The sequence below is a fragment of the Halomonas sp. DP1Y21-3 genome (assembly GCF_019801245.1).
GTDB lineage: Bacteria > Pseudomonadota > Gammaproteobacteria > Pseudomonadales > Halomonadaceae > Halomonas > Halomonas litopenaei.
Genome location: NZ_JAHVJM010000006.1, coordinates 210,177 through 232,135, shown reverse-complemented (window position 1 = coordinate 232,135; position 21,959 = coordinate 210,177). Strand labels below are relative to the sequence as shown.

The following is a 21,959-nucleotide window of genomic DNA, read 5'->3' as shown; positions in this document are numbered from 1 at the left end:
TCGAGTTATCGCTCAAGGCCCGGCCAACAGACCGGTGCCAGTGCCGACCGGGGCCGTGGGCCCTGTTCACAACAAAGCCCGCTTAGCCCTGGTCCACAAAGCCCGCGTCGCGAAGGGCCTGCTTGAGGTCCTCCGGGGCGGCAGGCTGGGCCTTGGGAAACAGCCGGTAGAAGTTGGCGGTGGTCTGCATCGCCACCTCTTCCACGCTGATTCCTCGCTCGTCGGCGATGCACTGGGCCACGTCGACCACCCAGGCCGGCTCGTTAGGCTTGCCACGGTGCGGCACCGGCGCCAGATAGGGACTGTCGGTCTCGATCAGCAGACGATCCAGCGGTACTTTTCTGGCCACCTCGCGCAGCGACTCGGCGGTGCGAAAGGTGACGATCCCCGACAAGGAGATATAAAAGCCCAGGCGCACCGCATCCCGCGCCATCTCGAGGTCCTCGGTGAAGCAGTGCAGCACCCCGCCGACCTCGGGATCGCTGTACTGACGAATCAGCGAGAGCGTGTCCTCCCTCGCTTCCCGGGTATGCACCACGATCGGCAGCGACAGCTCGGTGGCGGCCTGCAGATGGCGAGCGAAACGCTCGTGCTGCACCTCGGCGGGAACACTGTCGTAATGATAGTCCAGTCCCGATTCGCCGATGGCCACGGCGCCATGCTCCTTGGCGCAGGCGACAATCTCGGCAACGCCGGGTTCGTGCTCCACCTGATGCAGTGGATGCACCCCGGCGGAGATCACCACATCGTCGTGGGCCTGGCGAATTGCGGCCAGTTCGGGTACGCCGTCGAGGGTCACGCTGATGGCCAGGAACTGCTGGACGCCGCGCGCGCGGGCGGCGTCCAGGGCCCGCGACAGATCGCCGCCATGGGTATCAGGAGAAAGGCGATCGAGATGGCAGTGGGAATCGACGAACATGAAGATCTCTCGGGGCTTGAATACGGATGTCAGGGACGAATACCGGCGACGATGATCAGAGACGCCAGCGAGCCTCCGGGGAGGACGTCTGGGCACACGACGTCGCTCAGGAACGCAACAGGGCCGCCCAGCGGACCAGCCAGGCCTCGAGCACCAGTTGCGGGTTGGGATTGCCGCCTTCACTGAGCAACCGACGCTGCTCACGGGCGTAGTCGAGCAGGCGGAACCAGTCGCGCACCCGGCCATTTTTCACCGCCTGACGATAGAGCGGTGCCAGGTCGGGGTTTCTGAGGCCTTCAGGCTCGCCGGAAAGCCCCAGGCGAATCAGATCCTCCAGCCAGGCGATACCGTACCACAGGATGGCATCGATGGCCTGGCGGTCCAGCCGGGCCGCCTCGGCCACCGGTTCGGCGCCACGTACCAGGGCGTCGAAGGTCTCGTGCAGCTGTTGACGCAGCGCCCGCGAGCCCGGCTCGGCAAGCTGTCGCGCTGCCAGCGGCAACCCACCGGCGGCTCGAAACCAGAAGCGTGCTTCGTCCTCGGAACCGAGTTCCTTCGACAGCCAGTCCAGGCAGTCTTCGAGTTCCGGCGGCTTGAGCGTCCACTGCTGGCAGCGCGAACGGATCGTCGGCAGCAGGTGGGACGGCATGTCGGAGACCAGCACGAACAGGGTGTCCTGCCCCGGCTCCTCCAGGCTCTTCAGCAGGGCGTTGGACGCGGCCACGTTCATCGCCTCGGCAGGACGGATCTCGATGACCCGGTGCCCACCCTGCTGAGCGGTCTGGGAGACGAAGCCATTGACCTGACGGATCGGGTCGATGCGAATCATCCGCTTGCCCTCCTCCGGCGCCACCCGAAGCAGGTCAGGATGGTAGCCCGAGGCCAGCATATGGCAACTGTGGCACTCACCGCAGGCGGTCTCGCCTGGGCGGGCACACAGGGCGCGGGCAATCAGTGCCTCGGCCAGGGACTGCTTGCCGAGCCCGCGGGGGCCCGACAGCAGCACGGCATGGGGCAGACGACCGGCGTCCATCAGCCGCACCAGTTCGTGCCAGCGCGGCGCCAGCCAGGGCATCGGCGGCTGGGCGACGCTACTACTCACGTCCATTGCGCCACCCGCTCGTCCAGTACCCGCGTGATCCGCCGCTGCACCTCTTCGAGGCTGGCGTCAGCGTCGATCCTGACCATCCGCTGCGGTGCCTGCTCGGCCCGGGCCAGGTAGGCCAGGCGCACCCGCTCGAAAAAGTCGCGGCGCTCCTGCTCGAAGCGATCCTTGCGCGTGCCGGTGCGGTCCAGACGACCCGCCAGGCGACGCTCCGCCGCGTCCAGCGGCATGTCCAGCAACAGCGTCAGATCCGGCGTCAGTTCTCCCTGGACCAGACGTTCGAGCTGGACGATGCGCTCGAACGGCAGGCCTCGACCGCCACCCTGGTAGGCAAAGGTGGCGTCGGTGAAGCGGTCGCTGACCACCCAGGCGCCGCGCTCCAGGGCCGGGCGAATACGCTGGGCAAGATGCTGGGCCCGTGCCGCGAACACCAGCAGCAGCTCGGCGTCACTGTCCAGCGGCTCGTCGCTGGACGCCAGCAGCAGTTCGCGAATGGCCTCGGCCCGAGGCGTCCCTCCAGGCTCGCGGGTCTGTACCACCTCGATGCCACGCGCCTCGAGGGCGGCGACCACGAAGGCCAGGTTGGTGGACTTGCCGACGCCTTCTCCGCCCTCCAGGGTAATGAAGCGCCCGCGTGCGCCGGAGGTGGGCTCGGCCGGTCGTGTCTGCGTCATGGATACCACTCCTGGTTCGGGAGACGTCCGCGTTAACGGCGCCGAATATAACGATTGACGGCGTTATTGTGCTCACGCAGCGTGCGGGAGAAGTGGTGGGTGCCATCTCCCTTGGCGACGAAGTACAGGGTGTCGCCCTCCTCTGGGTCGACGGCGGCCTCCAGTGCAGCCCGCCCCGGCAATGCGATCGGGGTCGGCGGCAGGCCATCGATCACGTAGGTGTTGTAGGGGGTGGCCTCGCGCAGGTCGGCCCGAGTGATATTGCCCTCGAAGCGATCGCCCATGCCGTAGATCACCGTTGGATCGGTCTGCAGCCGCATGCCACGCTCCAGGCGGCGCTTGAACACCCCGGCAATCTGACGCCGCTCTTCGGGGGCGCCGGTCTCACGCTCGATCAGCGAGGCCATGATCAGCGCCTCATACGGCGTATCGATGGGCAGATCCTCGGCGCGATCGGCCCACACCTCCTCAAGCAGGGCCTCCATGCTCTGATTGGCCTGGCGCAGAATCTCCAGATCCTCCACCCCCTTGTGGTAGGTGTAGGTATCGGGGAAGAAGCGCCCTTCCGGATGCTCGCCCTCGTGGCCCAGCGCCGTCATGATCTCGTCGTCGCTCATCTCGGCACTGGCGTGGGCCAGCTTCTCGGCCTCGGCCAGGGCCGCGCGCATCTGCTGGAAGGTCCAGCCCTCGGGAATGGTCACGCTGTAGGTGACCACCTCGGCGCTGGCGAGCTTATCGAGTACCTGCATGCCACTCATGCCTGGCTCCAGCGAGTACTCGCCGACCTTCAGCGACGGCACACGATCAGGCTCCACTCGCGTCAACAGCTTGAAGGCCCAGGCGTCGGCCAGCACACCCTGGGCCTCGAGATCATCCACCACCCGATTGAAACCGGCCCCGGGCGGCACCTCGTAGAGCATCGGTTCATCGAGGGTGATCGGGGCCTGTAGACGCGTCTGCCAATAGTGATAAGCGCCGTAGCCGCCAATAGCGGCAATGACGACAAGAGTGAGCAAGACCTTGAGCGCGGTGCGCATGGAAGTTCCTTAGTCTGGTCGCGCCGGCGCACGGCGCTTGTCTGAAGCGGTCAGAATAGTACGGCAAAGCGGATGCAGGCACCCCGGCTGGAAGCGCCCGGGTGACTCAGTCGGCCCCGGCATACCCCAGCAGGCGGTGGGCTCGGTGCTGAAAGGCGCGATGGACATCATTCAGCTCCCAGCCATGCTGGGGCTGCCCTTCGCTGTCGTCGAGCCGCGCGACGGGCCACACCCCCTGGACGCTGTTGCCAAGCCATACAGCCTCGCAGGACGAAAGCTCGTCGGCCAGCAACGGCGCCTCCACCACCGCGCCCTGTTCCAGCAAGGCGGCCCGCAGGGTACCTGCCACGCCACACTGATCCAGCGGCGGGGTCGATACCTGTTCGGCGCCCCGGGCGAGAAAGAACACGTTCATGGCGGTGGCTTCGACAAGCTGGCCTCGATCATCCTCGAGAAGCCCCTCGGCGATAGCGGGGCCCCGCCACTCGGATCGTGCCAGCACGTTCTCGAGACGGGCCAGATGCTTGATCCCGGCCAGCACGGGCTGGCGTGCCAGGCGCAGGCGGCAGCGACGCACCCTGACCCCGGCTGCCCAACGCTGTTGATCGGGTGCGAAGCTCGACCACAGCGCCTCAAGCCTGGGGTCTGAGGACGCCGGCGGCGCGTAGCCCCGTCCACCGCTGCCCCGGGTGTAGACCAGCTTGAGCACACCAAGCCCCGGCCCCGCGCCAGCGAGGGCGGATGCCAGGGCCTCTGTACGGGGCGGGGGCAGGTCGAGCACCCGGCAGCCCTTCAGCAGTCGTGCCAGGTGCTCAGACCACAACAGCGGCGTGCCGTCGCGAACCAGCACCGTCTCGAAAAGGCCATCGCCGTAGGCCAGCCCCCGGTCACTCAGGGGCAATGTCGGCTCGGACGGCCTATTCATCCATCAGGCCTTCTTGAACACCAGGGTGCCGTTGGTGCCGCCGAAGCCGAAGGAGTTGGACAGGGTCACGTCGACCTTGGCATCGCGGGCGGTATGCGGCACGTAGTCGAGCACGCACCCTTCCTGGGGGTTGTCCAGGTTGATGGTGGGCGGCAGCGCCTGATCACGAATCGCCAGGATGCTGAAGACCGCCTCCACCGCACCGGCGGCGCCGAGCAGGTGGCCGATCATCGACTTGGTGGAGCTGACCGCGACGCTTTCGGCGGCGCTGCCCATGACCTTCTCCACCGCCCGGCTCTCGGCCAGGTCACCGGCGGCGGTCGAGGTGCCGTGGGCGTTGATGTAGTCGATCTCGCTGGCGTCGATACCGGCGTCCTTGATCGCGTTGGCCATGGAGGCCGCCGCGCCGCGACCGTCTTCCGGCGGCAGGGTCATGTGGTAGGCATCATCGCTCATGCCGAAACCGATCAGCTCGGCGTAGATGGTCGCCCCACGTGCCTTGGCGTGTTCGTACTCTTCCAGCACCACCACGCCGGCGCCGTCGGACAGCACGAAGCCGTCGCGATCCTTGTCCCAGGGGCGACTGGCCGCCTGGGGATCGTCATTGCGGGTGGACAGTGCCCGCGCGGCGGAGAAGCCGCCCAGCCCCAACGGTGTGGTCGCCATCTCGGCACCGCCACAGACCATCACGTCGGCGTCGCCGTAAGCGATGGTGCGGGCGCTGTAGCCGATATTGTGGGTGCCGGTGGTGCAGGCGGTGGTGATGGCGATATTGGGACCACGGAAGCCGTGCTGAATCGCCAGATTGCCCGAGATCATGTTGATGATGGAGCCGGGCACGAAGAACGGCGAGATACGCCGAGCACCGCTCTTGTTGAGCGCGTTGTGGTTGTGCTCGATCATCGGCAGCCCACCGATTCCCGAGCCGATGGCCACGCCGATGCGATCGGCATTTTCCTCGGTGCACTCGATACCGGCGTCCTCGATGGCCTGAGCCCCCGCGGCAATGCCGTACTGGATGAACAGGTCCATCTTCCTGGCATCCTTGGGGTTCAGGTAGGGGCTGATATCAAAGTCCTTCACCGAACCGCCGAAGCGCGTGTTGAAGCCGCTGACATCGAAGTGCTCGATGGGCGCCACACCGCTCTTGCCGGCCAGGATGCTGTCCCAGCTTTCCTTGACGGTGTTGCCCACCGGTGTGACCAGGCCGAGACCCGTCACCACTACCCTTCTACGAGACATCAGCTTTCCTCCAGACATCCAAAAAGTTACGGCCCAACTGTGGAGGACCGTCGGTTGCGCGCATTATACCCGAGACACAGGCCGCTGTGCTCCCCCCGGCGCCGAGGCTTTACCGGGAAGGCTGGCACAGGACCCTGCCTTCGAGGCCTGGACACGCAAAAGCCGCCCTGGCGAACCAGGACGGCTTCCGCGGGGATTGCATCCCCGCCTTTCAGCAAGCGGCCATCGCCGCCACCGGCAGACTGACTCGGAACACCGAGCCGGTCTTACTGGTTGGCGTTGACGTAGTCGATCGCTTCCTGAACGGTGGTAATCTTCTCGGCTTCTTCATCAGGAATTTCGGTATCGAATTCCTCTTCCAGCGCCATCACCAGCTCAACGGTGTCCAGGGAATCAGCGCCCAGGTCCTCGGTGAAGGAAGAGGAGTTCTGAATATCTTCTTCCTTGACGTTCAGGCGCTCTGCCACAACTTTCTTCACGCGCTCTTCGATGGTGCTCATTTAGACATACTCCAGTCGTTCACGTTAGCCGTTCTGATGACCAGCTGGTTAATTCCGCAAGTAAACTGCGGGGTAGTTTATAGACCCCTTCGGGTCGACGCAACACACGCAGGAAGCGCATTCAGCGCATGTTCATCCCGCCATTGACGTGCAGGGTTTCGCCAGTGATATAGGCTGCGCTATCGCTGGTCAAGAACCCGACCGCCGCGGCGATTTCCTCGGGCTGCCCCAGACGCGCCAGAGGCACCTGCCCCTTGAGCATCGTCTGCTGATCCTCGGACAGCGCCTGGGTCATGTCGGTGGCAATAAAGCCAGGCGCCACGGCGTTGACGGTGATGGCACGGGAGGCCACCTCGCGCGCCAGCGCCCGGGTGAAGCCTTCCATGCCCGCCTTGGCGGCAGCATAGTTGCTTTGGCCGGCGTTGCCCATGGTGGCGACCACCGAACTGACGGATACGATACGGCCCCAACGAGCCTTGCTCATGCCACGCAGGCACGCCTTGCTGAGGCGAAAGACCGACTTGAGGTTGGCGTCGAGTACACCATCCCACTCATCTTCCTTCATTCGCATCAGCAGATTGTCACGGGTAATACCGGCATTGTTGACCAGGATGGTCGGCGCACCAAACTCGTCATTGATCGACTTCAGCAGTGCTTCGACGCTGGTCGGATCGGTGACATCTAGGCGGCGCCCTGCGCCCTGAAACCCCTGCTCCTTGAGGTCCGCATCGATGCGGTCGGCACCGGCATCGGTGGTGGCGGTGCCGATCACGATGCGACCCTGCCGCCCCAGCTCGTGGGCGATGGCACGGCCGATACCGCGGCTGGCCCCGGTAATCAGGGCGACTCTAGGCTCGGTTGTCATGGTCACTTCCATTGCTTCGTCGTTGTCGCCCGGCACAGCGCCGGGCCAGGAGGCTTTCGATCAGTTGATCTCGCGAGCCAGCTCAAGGGCTGCACTGAGACTGTCGGGATCATTCACCGCCAGTCCGCGACTGCCCCGGGCAATACGCTTGTTGAGGCCGGTGAGGACCTTGCCGGGCCCGCACTCGATGAACACCTCGGCACCGCCGTCGACCATCTTCTCGACGCAGGAGACCCAACGCACCGGCTGGTAGAGCTGCTCGATCAGGCGAGTGCGCAGGGTGGCCACATCGGCATGGGCCTGGGCATCGACGTTCTGCACCACGGTATAGCGCGGCGCCTTGAGCTCGATATCACCAAGCGCCTGCTCCAGCCGCTCGGCAGCCGGCCGCATCAGGTCACAGTGGGAAGGCACCGATACCGGCAACGGCATCGCGCGCTTGGCCCCGGCCTCCTGACAGGCGGCGATGGCACGATCCACGGCGGCCTTGCTGCCGGCGATCACCACCTGCCCGGGAGCATTGTAGTTGACAGCAGAGACCACGTCCCCGTCGGCCGCCTTGGCGCAGGCCTGCTCGACGGCCGCGTCGTCCAGACCGAGAATCGCTGCCATGGCGCCCTGCCCGGCCGGCACGGCCTGCTGCATGGCTTCGCCGCGCAGGCGAACCAGACGAACCCCTTCCGCAAAGGAAAGCGCGCCGGCGCACACCATGGCGCTGTATTCGCCGAGACTATGGCCGGCCATGGCACCGGGGCGCGGGCCCTCGAGTTCCTGCCACACGCGCCAGATCGCCACACTGGAGGCCAACAGTGCCGGCTGGGTGCAAGCGGTGGCATTGAGCGCCTCCGCAGGACCTTCCTGGACCACCTGCCACAGGTCGTAACCCAGCGCCTCCGAGGCCTCCTCGAAGGTCGTCCTCACCACGCTGTAGCGTTCGGCCAGATCGCGCAGCATGCCGACCTGTTGCGACCCCTGCCCAGGGAAGATAAGGGCAAGCGGTTGAGTCATCTTGATCACCTATAGCTCTTGTTGGCCATCATCCATATCCACACTGCCCCCTGACAAGGGACCGGAAGATGGACGACGATGGTCGAGCTCGGCCTCCAGCCGGCTCGGCAAGTCACGGCTGACCTCCTGGGAGGCGCGCTTCAGGGCGTAGTAAAAACCCTGAGCGTCACAGCTGCCATGACTCTTTATCACAATACCCGCCAGCCCCAGCAGGCTGGCGCCGTTGTAGCGAACCGGATCCAGTTCACTCTTCAATCGTCTGAGCGCTGGACGGGCCAGCATCCCCACCAGCCGACTCCCCCAGTGCGCCTCGAAGGTCGCCTGGACGCGACCGACCAGCATCTTGGCCAGGCCCTCGCTGGCCTTGAGCAGCACATTGCCGACAAAGCCGTCACAGACCACGACGTCCGCCTGACCGGCAAACACGCCATCGCCCTCGATAAAGCCAAGATAGTCGATCCCGGCCACCTGGCGCAGTGCCGCATCGGCCTGCTGTACCGCCAAGGAGCCTTTGGTCGACTCCACCCCAACGTTGAGCAGGGCAATCCGCGGAGCCGCCAGACCGTCGACGTGGCGCGCCATGATATCGCCCATCAGGGCGAAGTCCACCAGGCGCTCCGCCGACACATCCACATTGGCACCCAGATCAAGCAAATAGCAGCGTCCGTCGCCTCGCGTCGGAATCGCGGTACTGATGGCCGGGCGCGGCACGCCCGGAACCATGCCAAGGGCGCGGCGCGACAGCGCCATCAAGGCGCCAGTATTGCCGGAACTGACGCCGACATCGGCCTCACCCGCCGCCACACAGTCAAGCATGCGAGCCATGCTTGAAGCATGACCTCGGCGCAGCGCCTGAGAGGCGCGCATATCGGCGGGGATGATATCGGGTGCGTCACACAGGTGCAGATGCGACGCCGCCGCGGCCAGAGGCCGCGGCAGGCGTGAAATCTCGTCATCCAGCAGGCCCGCAGGGCCAAACAGCTGAATGTCGAGCTGCGGGTCCTCGATGACTGCCCTGGCCGCCCCCGCCACGGTGGCGCGGGGACCCTTGTCCCCGCCCATGGCATCTACGGCAATCCGCATCCCGGCGGCCAGGCGCTATCGAGGCGTCGTCAACTTATACGTCGACGACCTTGCGACCGCGATAGAAACCGTCCGGGGAGACGTGGTGACGCAGGTGAGTGGTGCCGGTCTCCTTGTCCTGGGACAGGGTCGGTGCACTCAGGGCGTCGTGGCTACGACGCATGCCGCGCTTGGAACGGGTCTTACGGTTCTGCTGAACTGCCATGGGAAATCACTCCACAAAAAATCGATCAGGTATCGGTGTTGCCCTTGAGGCGCTTGAGCACGTCAAAGGGACTGCCAGAGGGCGCTTCCGAGACTTCGGCATCCGCCCCGCTGCTCAGCTGGTCGCGCGAGACAGGACACTCTGACTCGTCGTGGTAGACCACCTGGGGCAGACTGAGGATAAGTTCATCCTCGACCACACCCAGCAGGTCCAGCTGTTCATTCTCCACCAGCACCGGTTCATGGGTGCTCGGCAGATCGGCGGCCAGGTCGTCACTGCTGACGAGCCCGAGCAGGAAGTCGCTCGTGACATGTTGGGCCATGGGCTCGAGGCAGCGGCGACACGGCAGCTGCAGATCGGCCTCCAGGCGCCCCCGGATCACCCGACGCCCCTGAGCGTCGATGGCGAATTCCAGCCAGGCGCTGGCATCGCCCTGTTGAGCGCCGACCTCTTCGGTCAGGCGGCTCATGTCGGCCAGCGCCACCAGGCCTTCGAGGTGTTCGGCTTGGGCGGCGAGCTTGTAGGGCTCGACCCGGCCGGGCAATCGTGAGGTCAACATAGGCGCGCAATGATAGGCACTCGTTCCGCCCCTGTCAAAGCCCTGTGCTCAATAGGTTACCATGTCCCGGGATCCGCTCGAACCCGACGAGCACAACCTGCCCATAGCGGGCCTCCCCGACACGACTCCACACATTGCAAGGAAGGACGCATGACCCCACTGGTGCTTGCCTCCAGCTCACCCTGGCGCCGCGAACTGCTTGAACGGCTGGGCCTGCCCTTCTCCTGGGCGAGCCCGGACATCGACGAGACCCGCGGCACGGACGAGACGCCCACATCATTGGTGCAGCGGCTGTCGCTGACCAAGGCCGAAGCGCTGGCCGACGCCTACTCGCGCCACCTGATCATCGGCTCCGACCAGGTAGCCCTGTTCGACGACCAGATCCTGGGCAAGCCCCACACCCAGGAGCGCGCCTGCGCACAACTGCGAGCCTTCTCGGGGCAACGGGTGCGTTTTGTCACCGGACTGGCGCTGCTCGACACCGCCGAGCATCGCCATTGGGTCGGCTACCAGCACTATGACGTGGTCTTTCGCCGTCTCACCGACACCGAGATCAGCACCTACGTCGCCCGCGAGCAGCCGCTTCAGTGCGCTGGCAGCTTTCGCATGGAGGGTCTCGGCATCACCCTGTTCGAGCGCCTGGAGGGTGACGACCCGAACAGTCTGATCGGCCTCCCTCTGATTCTGCTGTGCCGGTGGCTGCGCGAGGCTGGCGCCGACCCCCTGGCGGCATCCGCCACCGATGTCGCGAACGGCGATCAGGGCAACTGATAACGCACCGGCGATGACGCCTGCGGCAGCCCCATCCACTGGGCCACGCCCACACCGAAGCGCCGAGCCAGGCGGTCGAAGGGGTCCTGGGATGGGGTGTAGTCCTTGATTCGTGGCTGGTCGAGCCATTCATGGGCCTCTTCGTCCAGGGTACCCAGGCGATCCACCAGGCCCAGCTCCAGCGCCTGCTCTCCGGTCCAGATCAGGCCGCTGAAGATCCGGGGATCATCGGCCAGACGATCACCGCGCCCTGCCTTGACCGCATCGATGAACTGCTGATGGGTCGTATCCAGCACCTCTTGCCAGAACGCCTGCTGTTCGGGACGCATCTCGGAGAAGGGATCGAGAAAGGCCTTGTTGTCGCCTGCGGTGAAGACGCGCCGCTCCACACCCAGGTCATCGATGGCCCCCTCCAGCCCGAAGCCGGCGTAGATGACGCCGATAGAGCCGACCAGACTGGACGGCGCAGCGACAATCTCGTCCGCCGCAGACGCCATGTAATAGGCGCCGCTGGCCCCCAGGTCCTCGACCACCGCGACGATCGGCTTGTCGCCGCGCTCGCGCAGGGCCATCACCGCCTTGTAGACCCGCTGGGACTGCACCGGACTGCCGCCCGGACTGTTGATATGCAATACCACCGCGGCGCTGCTGGGCGACTCCCAGGCGGCTTCGATACCTTCGATCAGGCGCTCGGCATTGGCCGGCGACTCGCTATCGATCACACCGTCGACCTTGACCACCCCAAGATGCCTGGCCTGCTCTCGCTCATCGCCAGGCACCATCAGCAGTGCAAAGCCCACCAGCGCCGCCACTCCCAGCAGCAGCGCCAGCCAGGCGAAACGAAAGAACAGCTTCCAGCGCCGACTGCGCCGCTGCTCGACGAGTACGCTCTGGATCCAGCGGTCCATGCTCTCGATCTGGGCAAGGCGCTGGCGCTCCCGCAATACTTCGGCGCTGTCGCCGGACGATTCAGCCGGCCCGCTGCCGCCGGGTTCAGCCGGCCCGCTGCCGCCGGACGATCCAGCCGGCCCGCTGCCGCCGTGCTCAGCCGGCCCGCTGCCGCCGGACGATTCAGCCGGCCCGCTGCCGCCGGACGATTCAGCCGGCCCGCTGCCGCCGCTCTTGTCCGGCCCACTACCGCCGGCTGCCGCCGCTCCCTTGCCGCTGGAAGACGACATCTCCCCCTGGGTCCAGGGGTCATCCTTGGGGGTATCCGACATCCCACCACTCCTTGCAAGCCTGGCGACAACCAGGAATAGAAAACGATTTGCCAGACGATCGACGCGATCTAGCCAGCCAGGTGATCCAGCACCTGATCGAAGCGATCCGCCACCAACAGCGGCTCACTGCGCGACAGCCGCTGCACATCGTGCACACCATACGAGACAGCGATGCGCGGCATGCCGATGGCACGCGCCATTTCCATATCGTACTCGGTATCGCCGATCATGACGGCGCGGGAGGCGTCGACGCCGCACTCTTCGAGCAGCTCGACCAGCATCAGGGGATCCGGCTTGGAACGCGTCTCGTCGGCGGTACGACTGGCACGAAAGAAGCGACCGGTGTCGCTCTGGCGGAAGATACGATCGAGCCCGCGACGGCTCTTGCCGGTGGCCACGGCCAGCGCCGAGGTCGAGGATAGCGAGGCCAGACCCGCCTCGACGCCGGGATAGAAGGTGACCGGGGTGGCATCACCCTCGACGAAGTGCCAGGCATAGCGTGCCTTCAAACGCTCGGCCTGCTCCGGCTGGATACCCGGACACAGTGTGGCGATGGCTTCCGGCAGGCCGAGACCGATGATATCGCGAATCTCGCCCTCCCCCAGCTCGCCCCACTCGGCCTCGCGGCCAGCCGCCTGCATGCAGGATACGATCCGGGCGATGGAATCCATCAGGGTGCCATCCCAGTCAAAGATGGTCAGGTCATAGCGCAAGAGACAACTCCTCGAGAGACGACGGCGTCCACGCCATCGCCCATGGATAAATGCCTCTTCCCCGATGATGGGTCACTCAAGCACGCAGACCGGCTCGGCGCAGCACCAGAGAACCAGACGCCACGACTAACAGTGACAGCGGCCTGCGCCCGTCAGGACTAGTCTGCCAGCCGAGTCACCACCCTAGCCTTGCCCTCCAGCGTCAGATGCACCGGACACAGGTCAGCGATGGCCAAGAGCTTGTCGCGGGCCTCCTGGTCGAGATCCCCCGTCAGGAAAAGGACACGTTCGAAGTGGTCGATTTTGCCACTGGTCGCCTCGCACTCGCCACAATCCTTGGCGTGAATCTTGTCATGGGAGACGTCCACGGTGACATCATCGAGCGGAAGCTTCTTGCGCCTGGCGTAGCTGCGCACGGTCATCGCCGTGCAGGAGCCGAGCGCCGCCGCCAGCAACTGGTACGGCGTAAAACCGAGATTGGTCCCACCGTAGGAAAGCGGCTCGTCGGCCAGCAGGTGGTGCGCACCCGCGACCACATCCTGACGAAAGCCTGCAGGATCGGCTTCGGATACTCGGGTGACGCCTTCAGGCGCTCCCGCGGGGGGCTTCGGCGCCTCCAGGCCCAGATAGCGCGACGCCCAGCCGACGATGACCTCGGCGGCGTACTCGGCGTCCTGGGGCCGGGTCAGCAGATGATCGGCGTCATCCAGCGAAACAAAGCTTCTGGGATGACGGGCGGCGGTGAAGATGGCCGAGGCGTTTTCGATCTCCACCGTTTCGTCGTTGGGCGCGTGCAGCACCAGCAGCGGACGCCCCAGGTTCTCGATGCGCTCGTGCTGACGCTGACTCTGGAGATCCTCGATAAAGGCCTTGCGGATGGTAAAGGGACGACCCGCCAGGACCAGCTCGGCCTCCCCTTCGCGTTCGATGACGTCGAGGTTCGAGCCGAAGTTATGCACCACATGAGCCGGGTCGTAAGGCGCCCCGACGGTGGCCACCGCCTTGACCCCGGGCAGTCGCTCGGCGGCGGCGATCACCGCCGCGCCGCCCAGCGAATGACCGACCAGCAGAGACGGCGACAGCCCACGCCCCTCGAGATGCTTGGCGGCGGCCACCAGGTCATCGACGTTGGAGCTGAAATGGGTATTGGCGAACTCACCCTCGGAATGACCAAGACCGGTGAAATCGAAGCGCAATACCGCCACGCCCCGCGACACCAGTCGTGCGGCGATACGCTTGGCGGCGAGGATATCCTTGGTACAGGTAAAGCAATGGGCGAAGATCGCCACCGCCTGGGGCTCACCCACCTCCGGCCGGTCGAACCTCGCCGCCAGCTGGTTGCCGTCGTGACCGGGAAACTGTTCTCTTTCGCTGATGACACGCATGACCGTCCTACCCTCCGAAGACTCATGGGCGCATCGCCGGCACAAACCGCCGATGCCTTACCTGAATCCTTGGCCGAGGACGATCGTTTGGCAACCTGGCTCGCCTGCCCGGCGCGGGCTCACCACGTCCGCCAGACACAGCGATTCACCCACACTTGCTCATTTAGCGCACTGTAATTTCAGTCTTTCTTGCCACAAGGCGGGCACCAGGCAAGGCCGCCGGCGACATCTTTCACTGTCGCCGCCGAGCCTTGTCGAGCACAGTTTCCAGGGCATCGTCGAGGGGAGCGCGAATCTGCACCGGCCGCTGACTGGTCGGCTCGGGGAAGGTCAGCGAGGCAGCATGCAGAAACAAGCGATCCAGCCCCAGTTCGCGCCCAAGGCGAGCGCCCTCTCGGGTACCGTACTTGTCGTCGCCCAACAGCACGTGTCCGGCGTGGGCAGCGTGGACGCGAATCTGATGGGTACGCCCGGTGATCGGCTCCGCCTCCACCAGGGTTGCACCGGCAAAGGTCTCACGCACACCAAAGCGGGTCCGAGCCACCTTGCCCTGCGGATCGACCCTGACTCGACGCTCGCCGTTGCCGGCGTCGTAGCGATCCAGGCGGGCACTGACGAAATCCCGACGGGCTGGCCAGCGGCCTGCCACCAGCGCCAGATACTGCTTGTTCATCTTGTGCTGCTTGAGCGACTGGTTCAGCGCAAGCAGCGCCGGCCGGGACTTGGCCAGCAGCAGACACCCTGAAGTATCCCGATCCAGCCGATGCACCAGCTCCAGGAAGTCCAGGTCCTCGCGCACCTGCCGCAGCGCCTCGATCAGTCCGATCTTGACACCACTGCCGCCGTGCACCGCCAGTCCCGACGGCTTGTTCAAGACCATCCAGTCAGGCCCTTCCAGCAGCACGCTGCCGGCCAGCAGATTACGCAGATTATCGCTGACCTCGCGCACTGCCTCCTGCGGTGCCAGCTTGAGCGGGGGAATACGCACCAGATCGCCAAGCGCCAGACGGGTATCCGCCTTGACCCGCTTCTTGTTCACGCGCACCTCACCCTTGCGCACGATGCGATACACCAGCGAACGGGGGGCGCCCTTGAGGCGACTCATCAGAAAATTGTCGACGCGCTGGCCGACCTGGCCTTCGGTCACTTCCACCCACTGCACTTCACGCCCTTCGGCCACGCTGTCACCCCACTCGAAACCCGCAATAAAGCGCCATTCTAGCGCAGCTTGTCGCCAATTGCTGACCCCTGGCATTGCTGTTATATTGCTTGTTCGCTCCCCGGGTCCGATTGACCCCTGCAAGCGCCTGCACGACTAGACACGCAGGCCCGAGCGAAACGTGACTGACACAGCGTTTGCCACAGAGGCCGCGACGACCCACAGAGGTCCCGCCGCCGATGTCAAGTGACAACACCGAGCCCGGCGCGCTCCACCCCAGCTGGATACCTTTCCGAAGGGGTGGGCCGTCGCCGGGAGACGTACAACACCGTGCCGGAGGCCGGCAGCGGTGAATCGATGAATGCCAGGTGTTGGCGGTGACGGCAGGACCGGATGGGCAAGGCCCCACCGAGACACGTCCTCCCTCCGCCCCGTACTCAACATGATCATGCCGTGACGTTCCTGATGAAGTAACGTCGCGGCCGGGCGCAGCTTCCGCGACATGCGCTGAGCACAAGCACGCTGCACCAACGGTTCACCCTTGCCGTTGCCCATGGGCGCCCTCCGGCGCGCCCATATTGCGAGACAACATGAAACGGATGCTCATCAACGCGACCCAGCCCGAAGAGCTGCGTGTCGCCCTGGTGGATGGACAACGCCTGTACGACCTGGACATCGAATCCGGTGCCAGGGAACAGAAAAAAGCCAATATCTATCGCGGCAAGATCACCCGCGTGGAACCCTCCCTCGAAGCCGCCTTTGTCGATTTCGGCGCCGAACGCCACGGTTTTCTGCCCCTCAAGGAAATTGCTCGCGAGTACTTCGTCAAGGAGCCTTCCGGCCGCCCCAGCATCAAGGAAGTACTGAAGGAAGGTCAGGAAGTCATCGTTCAGGTCGACAAGGAAGAGCGTGGCAACAAGGGCGCCGCCCTGACCACCTTTGTCAGCCTGGCCGGCCGCTTCCTGGTGCTGATGCCCAACAACGCCCGCGCAGGCGGCATCTCGCGTCGCATCGAGGGCGAGGAACGCGCCCAGCTGAAGGAAGCCATGGGCCAGCTCAGCGTGCCCGACAAGATGGGCCTGATCGTGCGTACCGCCGGTATCGGTCGTTCGCCCGAAGAGCTGCAGTGGGACCTCGACTATCTGGTACAGGTGTGGGAATCCATCACCGAGGAAGCCGGCAAGCGCGCCGCCCCCTTCCTGATCTACCGCGAGTCCAATGTCATCATTCGCGCCATGCGCGACTACCTGCGCCAGGATATCGGCGAGGTACTGATCGACAGCCCCGAGGTGCACCAGGAGGCGCTGGCCTTCATTCGCCAGGTGATGCCGTCCTACCAGCAGAAGATCAAGCTGTACGCCGACGAGGTGCCGCTGTTCTCGCGCTTCCAGATCGAGTCGCAGATCGAGACCGCCTACGAGCGTGAAGTGAAGCTGCCCTCCGGCGGCTCCATCGTGATCGACCACACCGAGGCACTGGTGTCCATCGACATCAACTCGGCGCGAGCGACACGCGGCAGTGACATCGAAGAGACTGCGCTGCAGACCAATCTGGAGGCGGCCGACGAGATCGCTCGCCAGTTGCGCCTGCGTGACATCGGCGGCCTGGTGGTCATCGACTTCATCGACATGGGGCCAGCACGCAACCAGCGCGAGGTCGAAAACCGCGCTCGCGACGCCCTCAAGCTCGACCGTGCCCGGGTACAGATCGGCCGTATTTCGCGCTTTGGCCTGATGGAAATGTCGCGTCAGCGTCTGCGTCCGTCCCTCGGCGAAACCAGCGGCGTGGTATGCCCCCGCTGTGACGGCCAGGGCACCATCCGTGACGTGCGTTCGCTCTCGCTGTCGGTCATGCGCCTGATCGAAGAAGAGGCCATGAAGGAGCGCAGCGCTCAGATCCGCGCCATCCTGCCGGTGCCTGTCGCTACCTACCTGCTTAACGAGAAGCGCGCCATCCTGGCCGACATCGAGCGTCGCCAGGGCGTCCGCGTGGTCATCCTGCCAAGCCCGGACATGGACACCCCCCACTACGACGTCCAGCGTCTGCGCGACGACCACGTCGACGAGGAAGGCACCGCCAACGCCTCCAGTTTCGAGCTGTCCACCGACACCGAGGTCGGCAAGGAGCCCGACGCCGCCTTCGGCAAGCCGGTGCAACGCGCCGAAGCCGCGGTCAAGAGCGTGGTCCACAACGCCCCTGCCCCCGCTTCCTTGAGCCAGGAAGAGGCTGCCAGCGAGGACAAGCCCGCACAGCCCAGTCGTCAGCCCAGCGCTCAGGGCGCTCAATCCGGTCGCCAGGCCTCGTCGTCCAGCCGCAGGCAGAGCAGCCCTCAGGCTAATCGCCAGTCAGGCCGTCAGAGCCCCGCAGAGTCTCGTCAGGCGGTTCAGAACGCCGGCCTGTTCGGTCGACTGGTCAAGGGCTTCGCTCGCTTCCTCGGCGGCGAGGAAGAAACCAGTAACGGCGCCACGAGCGGCAGCCAAGGCTCGAGCAGCACTCGCACTCAGTCCTCGAGTCGCGACGACAATGCTCAGCGCGGCGCCCAACAGCGCAGCGACAGCGGCCAGCAGCGCGGTAGCGACACGCGACAGCGCAATCGCCGTGGTGGCAGCCAGAACGGCCAGCGTCAGAGCAGCAACAGATCCAACCGTAGCGATGGCAACAGCCAGGACCGTCGCCAGCAGGATCGCCGCCAGCCGGCCGCCAAGAGCGACGGCCGCAGCGAGACTCGAAACGACGCACGCACCGACAGCAAGGCAGACACTCGAGCCGACAGAAATGACGGCAACGACAACCGCCAGCGCTCTCGCCGTGACGACAATCGTCAGCAGGACAACCGCCAGGCTGAAGGACGTCAGCAAGAGGGTCGTCAGCAGGAGGGTCGTCAACAGGAAAGCCGCCAGCCGGATAGCCGCAAGAGCGACGACAACAAGTCGCCCCGTTCGGCCAGCCGCGGTGAAACGCAGCAGGCAGATGCTGCCAGCAGCGATGCTGCCAAGGACAGCAAGCCCAAGCGCACCCGCAACAATCCGCGCAACCGCAGCCGCAAGCACGCCATCAACCCCGAGGCGCTGAAAGAGCAGCAACGCCTGCAGGCGGAAGCGGCCGCGGCTCAGGAAGCTCAGCCCGATGCGGGCCAGGCAAGCGCTGCGGAAGCTACGGCCGAACAGACCAAGCCCGAAGCAAAAGCCGAAACAAGAGCCGAAGCAAAAGCCGAAGCAAAAGCCGAAGCCAAGGCCGAAGCCCCCAAGGCTGACGCCAAGGCCGAGGCTCCCAAGGCTGGCGACAAGCCCGTCGAGAAAGCTGCAGAGAAAGCCAAGCCAAAAGCCGAAGCCAAGGCCGAGACTTCCAAGGCTGACGACAAGGCCGACGCCAAAGCCGAAGCCCCCAAGGCGGATACCAAGCCCGTCGCCAACGCCGAGGCTCCCAAGTCGGACGACGCCAAGCCCGTAGAGAAAGACGAGCCGAAGACCGAAGCCAAGGCCGAGGCTCCCAAGGCTGACGCCCAGCCTGAAGCTGCAGCCAAGGCTCCCAAGGCTGACGCCCAGCCTGGAGAGAAAGCCGAGCCGAAAGCCGAAGCCAAGGCCGAGACTCCCAAAGCTGACGCCAAGGCCGTCGAGAAAGCTGCAGAGAAAGCTGCAGAGAAAGCCGAAGCCAAGGCTGAGGCTCCCAAGCCCGAGGCTCCCAAGACTGAGGCCCCCAAGGCTGACACCAAGCCTGCAGAGAAAGCTGACGAGAAAGCCGAGCCGAAAGCCGAAGCCAAGGCTGAGGCTGAGGCTCCCAAGTCCGAGGCTCCCAAGCCCGAGGCTCCCAAGACTGAGGCCCCCAAGGCTGACACCAAGCCTACAGAGAAAGCCGAGCCGAAAGCCGAAGCCAAGGCCGAGACGCCAAAGGCCGAGACTCCCAAGGCTGACACCCAACCTGCAGAGAAAGCCGTAGCGAAAGCTGCAGAGAAAGCGGAGGCACCCAAGGCCGATGCCAAGGCGGAAGAGAAAGCCGAGGCGCCCAAGACTGACGCCAAGGCCGACGACGCCAAGACAGAAGCCAAGACTGACGCCAAGGCCGAAGACGACGCCTTGAGTGGCGCCACTGATGATGGCCAGGCGCCTCGCCGCCGTCGCCGTCGCCGGGCCCACAACGACCCGCGCGAGCGTCGCAAGCTCGAGGCCGATAAGGCAAGTGACGGCCACAACAGCTGATCACTCGCCGTAAAGCAAAACGCCCGCGTCCAAGGACGCGGGCGTTTTCATTTATGCGCTTTCGTTACTCACACAGCGCCTCCGGTGCCGGCAAGTCAGGTGCTACAAATCAGGCCAGGCGCGGCTCTCGTTCGAGCGTCACACCGAAGCGTTCGGCGACCCGCGCCGACACCTGGTCGGCGAACGCCAGCAATTCCGTGGCATTGCCGCCACCGTGGTGCACCAGCACCAGCGCCTGACGATCATGGACGCCAAAGTGACCCTGTCGCCAGCCCTTGAGGCCGCACTGATCGATCAGCCACCCCGCCGCCAGCTTTACCCGTCCGTCTTCCAGTTCATAGGCCGGCATACCCGGATAGCTCTCGCGCAGTGCCCCGGCACGCGCTGCCTCGACCACAGGATTCTTGAAGAAGCTGCCGGCATTGCCGAGCTGCTCGGGGTCGGGCAGCTTCTCGCGGCGCACCTGGCAGACCGCCTCGGCCACCGCCAGAGGAGCGGGGGCCTCCCCCACCCGGGACGCCAGATCGCCGTAGCCAAGCTTCGGCGCGCCGTGACGGCTGACCCTCAAGGTGAGGTCGGTGATGATGACCTTGCCGTCCCACTCCCCCTTGAAGCGGCTCTCCCGATAGCCGAAGCCACAGGCACCAGCCGGCAAGCTTTCCACCGCACCACTGTCGCGATGGACCAGGGTCACCGACTCAAGCACATCGGCCAGTTCGACCCCATAGGCACCGATGTTCTGTACCGGTGCCGCACCACAGTGCCCGGGTATCAGCGCCAGATTCTCGATGCCCCACCACCCCTTCGACGCCAGCGCCATGACCAGTCGATGCCAGTTGACCCCGGCACCGACATGCACCAGCGCATCCTGTCCGCGCCGCTCGACCCACCAGTAATCGAGCCGCGGTCGCAGCGTCATCCCCGGCAGATAGTCGGGCAGAATCAGATTGCTGCCGCCGGAGAGCAGGGTCAATCGGCGGTCTCCGACCTGCCTGATCAGGGAGGCGAGCTGATCACGACTGAAGACGTCGACGACCTCTTCGGCGACACAGGGCAGCCCCAGGGTGTTGGCTCGGGTCAAGTCCTGATCGAGGCCTATGACGGGCCTCAAGACGACGCCCCCAGACGCTGCGACAAGGTGGCCACCAGGCCATCGGCGGCACGCTCGATCATCGCGTAGACACCATCGAAGCCGCCCTCGTAGTAGGGGTCCGGCACCGCAACGCCGGGCTCCCCGGCGAACTCCATCAAGAGGCCGATATGGGCCTGGCAATTCGCCGGCGCCTGGCGCTCGAGCACGCTCAGGTTGTCGGCGTCCATCGCCAGCAGGTAGTCACACGTTTCGAAATCGGCGACCTCGAGCTGGCGACCGCGCAGGGCCGACAGGTCGATACCCCGTTTGCACGCGGCCTGCTGGGCGCGGGCATCCGGTGGCTCACCCACGTGCCAGGGCCCGGTGCCGCAGGAATCCAGCACCACCCGGTCCGCCAGACCGTGCTCCTCGAGTCGCTGCCTCACTACCCCCTCGGCGGTGGGCGAGCGGCAGATATTGCCCAGACATACGAACAGTACCCGCATGCTTGTCTCCTGATCGTTGGCCTTCACTGGTCCGGCGACGTCTGCTGGCCGGCGAAATGGGCGCGAACCCGCTCAAGATCCTCGGCGGTGTCCACCCCCGCCCCGGGCGTCTGCTCGGCCAGCGCCACCTGGATGGCGTGCCCATAGTGCAGCGCGCGCAACTGCTCGAGCTGTTCGAGCTGCTCGATGGGAGCCGGCAGCCACTGGCTGAAGGCCCGCAGAAAGCTCGCTCGATAGGCATAGAGGCCGATATGGCGTAGCCAGGCGTCGGTGGTGAGCAGCGCTGGCGGCTCACGAAAGCCCTCCCGGTCCCAGGGCATCGGGGCGCGAGAAAAGCTCAGCGCCCTGCCCGATGCGGCCCGGGTTACCTTGACCACATTGGGGTTGAACAAGGTATCGACGTCGCCGATGGACTCGGCCAGGGTCGCGACCGAGGCGCCCTCGTCGCGCATCAGCCGCCCCGCCACCTGATCGATCAGTTCGGGCGGCAACAGCGGTTCGTCCCCCTGGACGTTAACCAGCACCGCCTCGTCCGGCAGCGCCAGGCGCTCGACCACCTCCGCCAGCCGATCGGTCCCGGTGGTATGGTCCTCGCGGGTCATCACCACCTCGGCGCCCAGCTCGAGCATCACGCTTTCGATGCGCGCATCGTCGGTGGCGATCACCACTCGACTCGCCGAGGAGCGCCGGGCCTGATCCCAGACCCGGGCGACCATGGGGCGGCCGGCGATATCTGCCAGCGGCTTTCCGGGCAGACGACTCGAGCCGTAACGCGCCGGTATGACAACGATAAAATCCTGCATCGGCTAGCGCTC

Annotated in this window: 21 protein-coding genes; 2 read left to right on the top strand and 19 right to left on the bottom strand. The window is 65.4% G+C overall.

Features of this window, described 5'->3' with window-relative positions; all coding sequences use genetic code 11:
- Positions 1-82 precede the first annotated feature (82 nt).
- From KUV74_RS17640 to KUV74_RS17585, 12 genes are all read right to left on the bottom strand, one after another.
- On the bottom strand, positions 83-919 hold the full coding sequence (locus KUV74_RS17640; RefSeq protein WP_045993410.1) for a TatD family hydrolase: 837 nt from the start codon (positions 917-919) through the stop codon (positions 83-85).
- 106 nt (positions 920-1,025) lie between these two features.
- Positions 1,026-2,027: a DNA polymerase III subunit delta' gene (locus KUV74_RS17635; protein WP_108132685.1), complete on the bottom strand. Its 1,002-nt coding sequence runs from the start codon at positions 2,025-2,027 to the stop codon at positions 1,026-1,028.
- Positions 2,018-2,698 (bottom strand): dTMP kinase, encoded by a 681-nt coding sequence (gene tmk / locus KUV74_RS17630; RefSeq protein WP_222516975.1) that lies wholly within the window; start codon positions 2,696-2,698, stop codon positions 2,018-2,020. Before tmk ends, KUV74_RS17635 begins: the two co-directional genes overlap by 10 nt.
- A 32-nt stretch (positions 2,699-2,730) precedes the next feature.
- A complete protein-coding gene (gene mltG, locus KUV74_RS17625; RefSeq protein WP_108447681.1) occupies positions 2,731-3,735 on the bottom strand; it encodes an endolytic transglycosylase MltG in 1,005 nt (334 codons plus the stop codon).
- A 106-nt stretch (positions 3,736-3,841) separates the two neighbouring features.
- Positions 3,842-4,660 (bottom strand): aminodeoxychorismate lyase, encoded by an 819-nt coding sequence (pabC, locus tag KUV74_RS17620; RefSeq protein ID WP_222516974.1) that lies wholly within the window; start codon positions 4,658-4,660, stop codon positions 3,842-3,844.
- Positions 4,661-4,663: 3 nt separating this feature from the next.
- Positions 4,664-5,902 carry a beta-ketoacyl-ACP synthase II gene (fabF, locus tag KUV74_RS17615; RefSeq protein ID WP_108447679.1) on the bottom strand — a complete coding sequence of 413 codons (1,239 nt, stop codon included), beginning with the start codon at positions 5,900-5,902 and terminating at the stop codon, positions 4,664-4,666.
- Between the two features lie 266 nt (positions 5,903-6,168).
- Complete coding sequence (gene acpP / locus KUV74_RS17610; protein ID WP_021820799.1) at positions 6,169-6,402, bottom strand: acyl carrier protein; 234 nt, start codon at positions 6,400-6,402, stop codon at positions 6,169-6,171.
- 121 nt (positions 6,403-6,523) lie between these two features.
- The gene (fabG, locus tag KUV74_RS17605) at positions 6,524-7,267 is read right to left on the bottom strand and encodes a 3-oxoacyl-ACP reductase FabG (protein ID WP_045993432.1); all 744 of its coding nucleotides are present in this window, start codon (positions 7,265-7,267) and stop codon (positions 6,524-6,526) included.
- Positions 7,268-7,327: 60 nt separating this feature from the next.
- Positions 7,328-8,275: an ACP S-malonyltransferase gene (gene fabD / locus KUV74_RS17600; protein ID WP_045993431.1), complete on the bottom strand. Its 948-nt coding sequence runs from the start codon at positions 8,273-8,275 to the stop codon at positions 7,328-7,330.
- A gap of 9 nt (positions 8,276-8,284) precedes the next feature.
- Entirely contained in the window at positions 8,285-9,358 is a 1,074-nt protein-coding gene (gene plsX / locus KUV74_RS17595) for a phosphate acyltransferase PlsX (protein WP_083970469.1), read from the bottom strand.
- Positions 9,359-9,392: 34 nt separating this feature from the next.
- A complete protein-coding gene (gene rpmF, locus KUV74_RS17590) occupies positions 9,393-9,563 on the bottom strand; it encodes a 50S ribosomal protein L32 (RefSeq protein ID WP_010627954.1) in 171 nt (56 codons plus the stop codon).
- Between the two features lie 25 nt (positions 9,564-9,588).
- Positions 9,589-10,122: a YceD family protein gene (locus KUV74_RS17585; RefSeq protein WP_045993405.1), complete on the bottom strand. Its 534-nt coding sequence runs from the start codon at positions 10,120-10,122 to the stop codon at positions 9,589-9,591.
- Positions 10,123-10,272: 150 nt separating this feature from the next.
- Here KUV74_RS17585 and KUV74_RS17580 point away from each other — a divergent pair, with 150 nt between their 5' ends.
- Entirely contained in the window at positions 10,273-10,893 is a 621-nt protein-coding gene (locus KUV74_RS17580; protein WP_108132680.1) for a Maf family protein, read from the top strand.
- On the opposite strand, the gene sppA is transcribed toward KUV74_RS17580, so the two are convergent.
- The 4 genes from sppA to KUV74_RS17560 all read right to left on the bottom strand — a co-directional run bounded on the left by sppA (position 10,881) and on the right by KUV74_RS17560 (position 15,391).
- Positions 10,881-12,113, bottom strand: a complete 1,233-nt coding sequence (gene sppA / locus KUV74_RS17575) for a signal peptide peptidase SppA (RefSeq protein ID WP_261395547.1) — start codon at positions 12,111-12,113, stop codon at positions 10,881-10,883. The two genes, KUV74_RS17580 and sppA, sit on opposite strands and share 13 nt — an antisense overlap.
- 68 nt (positions 12,114-12,181) lie before the next feature.
- Positions 12,182-12,826 carry an HAD-IA family hydrolase gene (locus KUV74_RS17570; RefSeq protein WP_108447678.1) on the bottom strand — a complete coding sequence of 215 codons (645 nt, stop codon included), beginning with the start codon at positions 12,824-12,826 and terminating at the stop codon, positions 12,182-12,184.
- Positions 12,827-12,984: 158 nt separating this feature from the next.
- Positions 12,985-14,211: a bifunctional alpha/beta hydrolase/OsmC family protein gene (locus KUV74_RS17565; protein WP_045993401.1), complete on the bottom strand. Its 1,227-nt coding sequence runs from the start codon at positions 14,209-14,211 to the stop codon at positions 12,985-12,987.
- 232 nt (positions 14,212-14,443) lie between these two features.
- Positions 14,444-15,391, bottom strand: coding sequence for an RluA family pseudouridine synthase (locus tag KUV74_RS17560; RefSeq protein WP_045993400.1), 948 nt, complete (start codon positions 15,389-15,391; stop codon positions 14,444-14,446).
- Positions 15,392-15,960: 569 nt separating this feature from the next.
- Here KUV74_RS17560 and KUV74_RS17555 point away from each other — a divergent pair.
- Positions 15,961-19,566 (top strand): Rne/Rng family ribonuclease, encoded by a 3,606-nt coding sequence (locus KUV74_RS17555; RefSeq protein WP_222516973.1) that lies wholly within the window; start codon positions 15,961-15,963, stop codon positions 19,564-19,566.
- 109 nt (positions 19,567-19,675) lie between these two features.
- Here KUV74_RS17555 and murB read toward each other — a convergent pair whose 3' ends face one another.
- Genes murB through kdsB form a run of 3 tightly spaced genes read right to left on the bottom strand, consistent with a single transcriptional unit; the run spans position 19,676 to position 21,947 of the window.
- The gene (gene murB / locus KUV74_RS17550; RefSeq protein ID WP_261395545.1) at positions 19,676-20,647 is read right to left on the bottom strand and encodes a UDP-N-acetylmuramate dehydrogenase; all 972 of its coding nucleotides are present in this window, start codon (positions 20,645-20,647) and stop codon (positions 19,676-19,678) included.
- Positions 20,648-20,673: 26 nt separating this feature from the next.
- Positions 20,674-21,144: a low molecular weight protein-tyrosine-phosphatase gene (locus tag KUV74_RS17545; protein ID WP_222516971.1), complete on the bottom strand. Its 471-nt coding sequence runs from the start codon at positions 21,142-21,144 to the stop codon at positions 20,674-20,676.
- A 23-nt stretch (positions 21,145-21,167) separates the two neighbouring features.
- Positions 21,168-21,947 carry a 3-deoxy-manno-octulosonate cytidylyltransferase gene (kdsB, locus tag KUV74_RS17540; RefSeq protein WP_213228679.1) on the bottom strand — a complete coding sequence of 260 codons (780 nt, stop codon included), beginning with the start codon at positions 21,945-21,947 and terminating at the stop codon, positions 21,168-21,170.
- Positions 21,948-21,959: the final 12 nt, after the last annotated feature.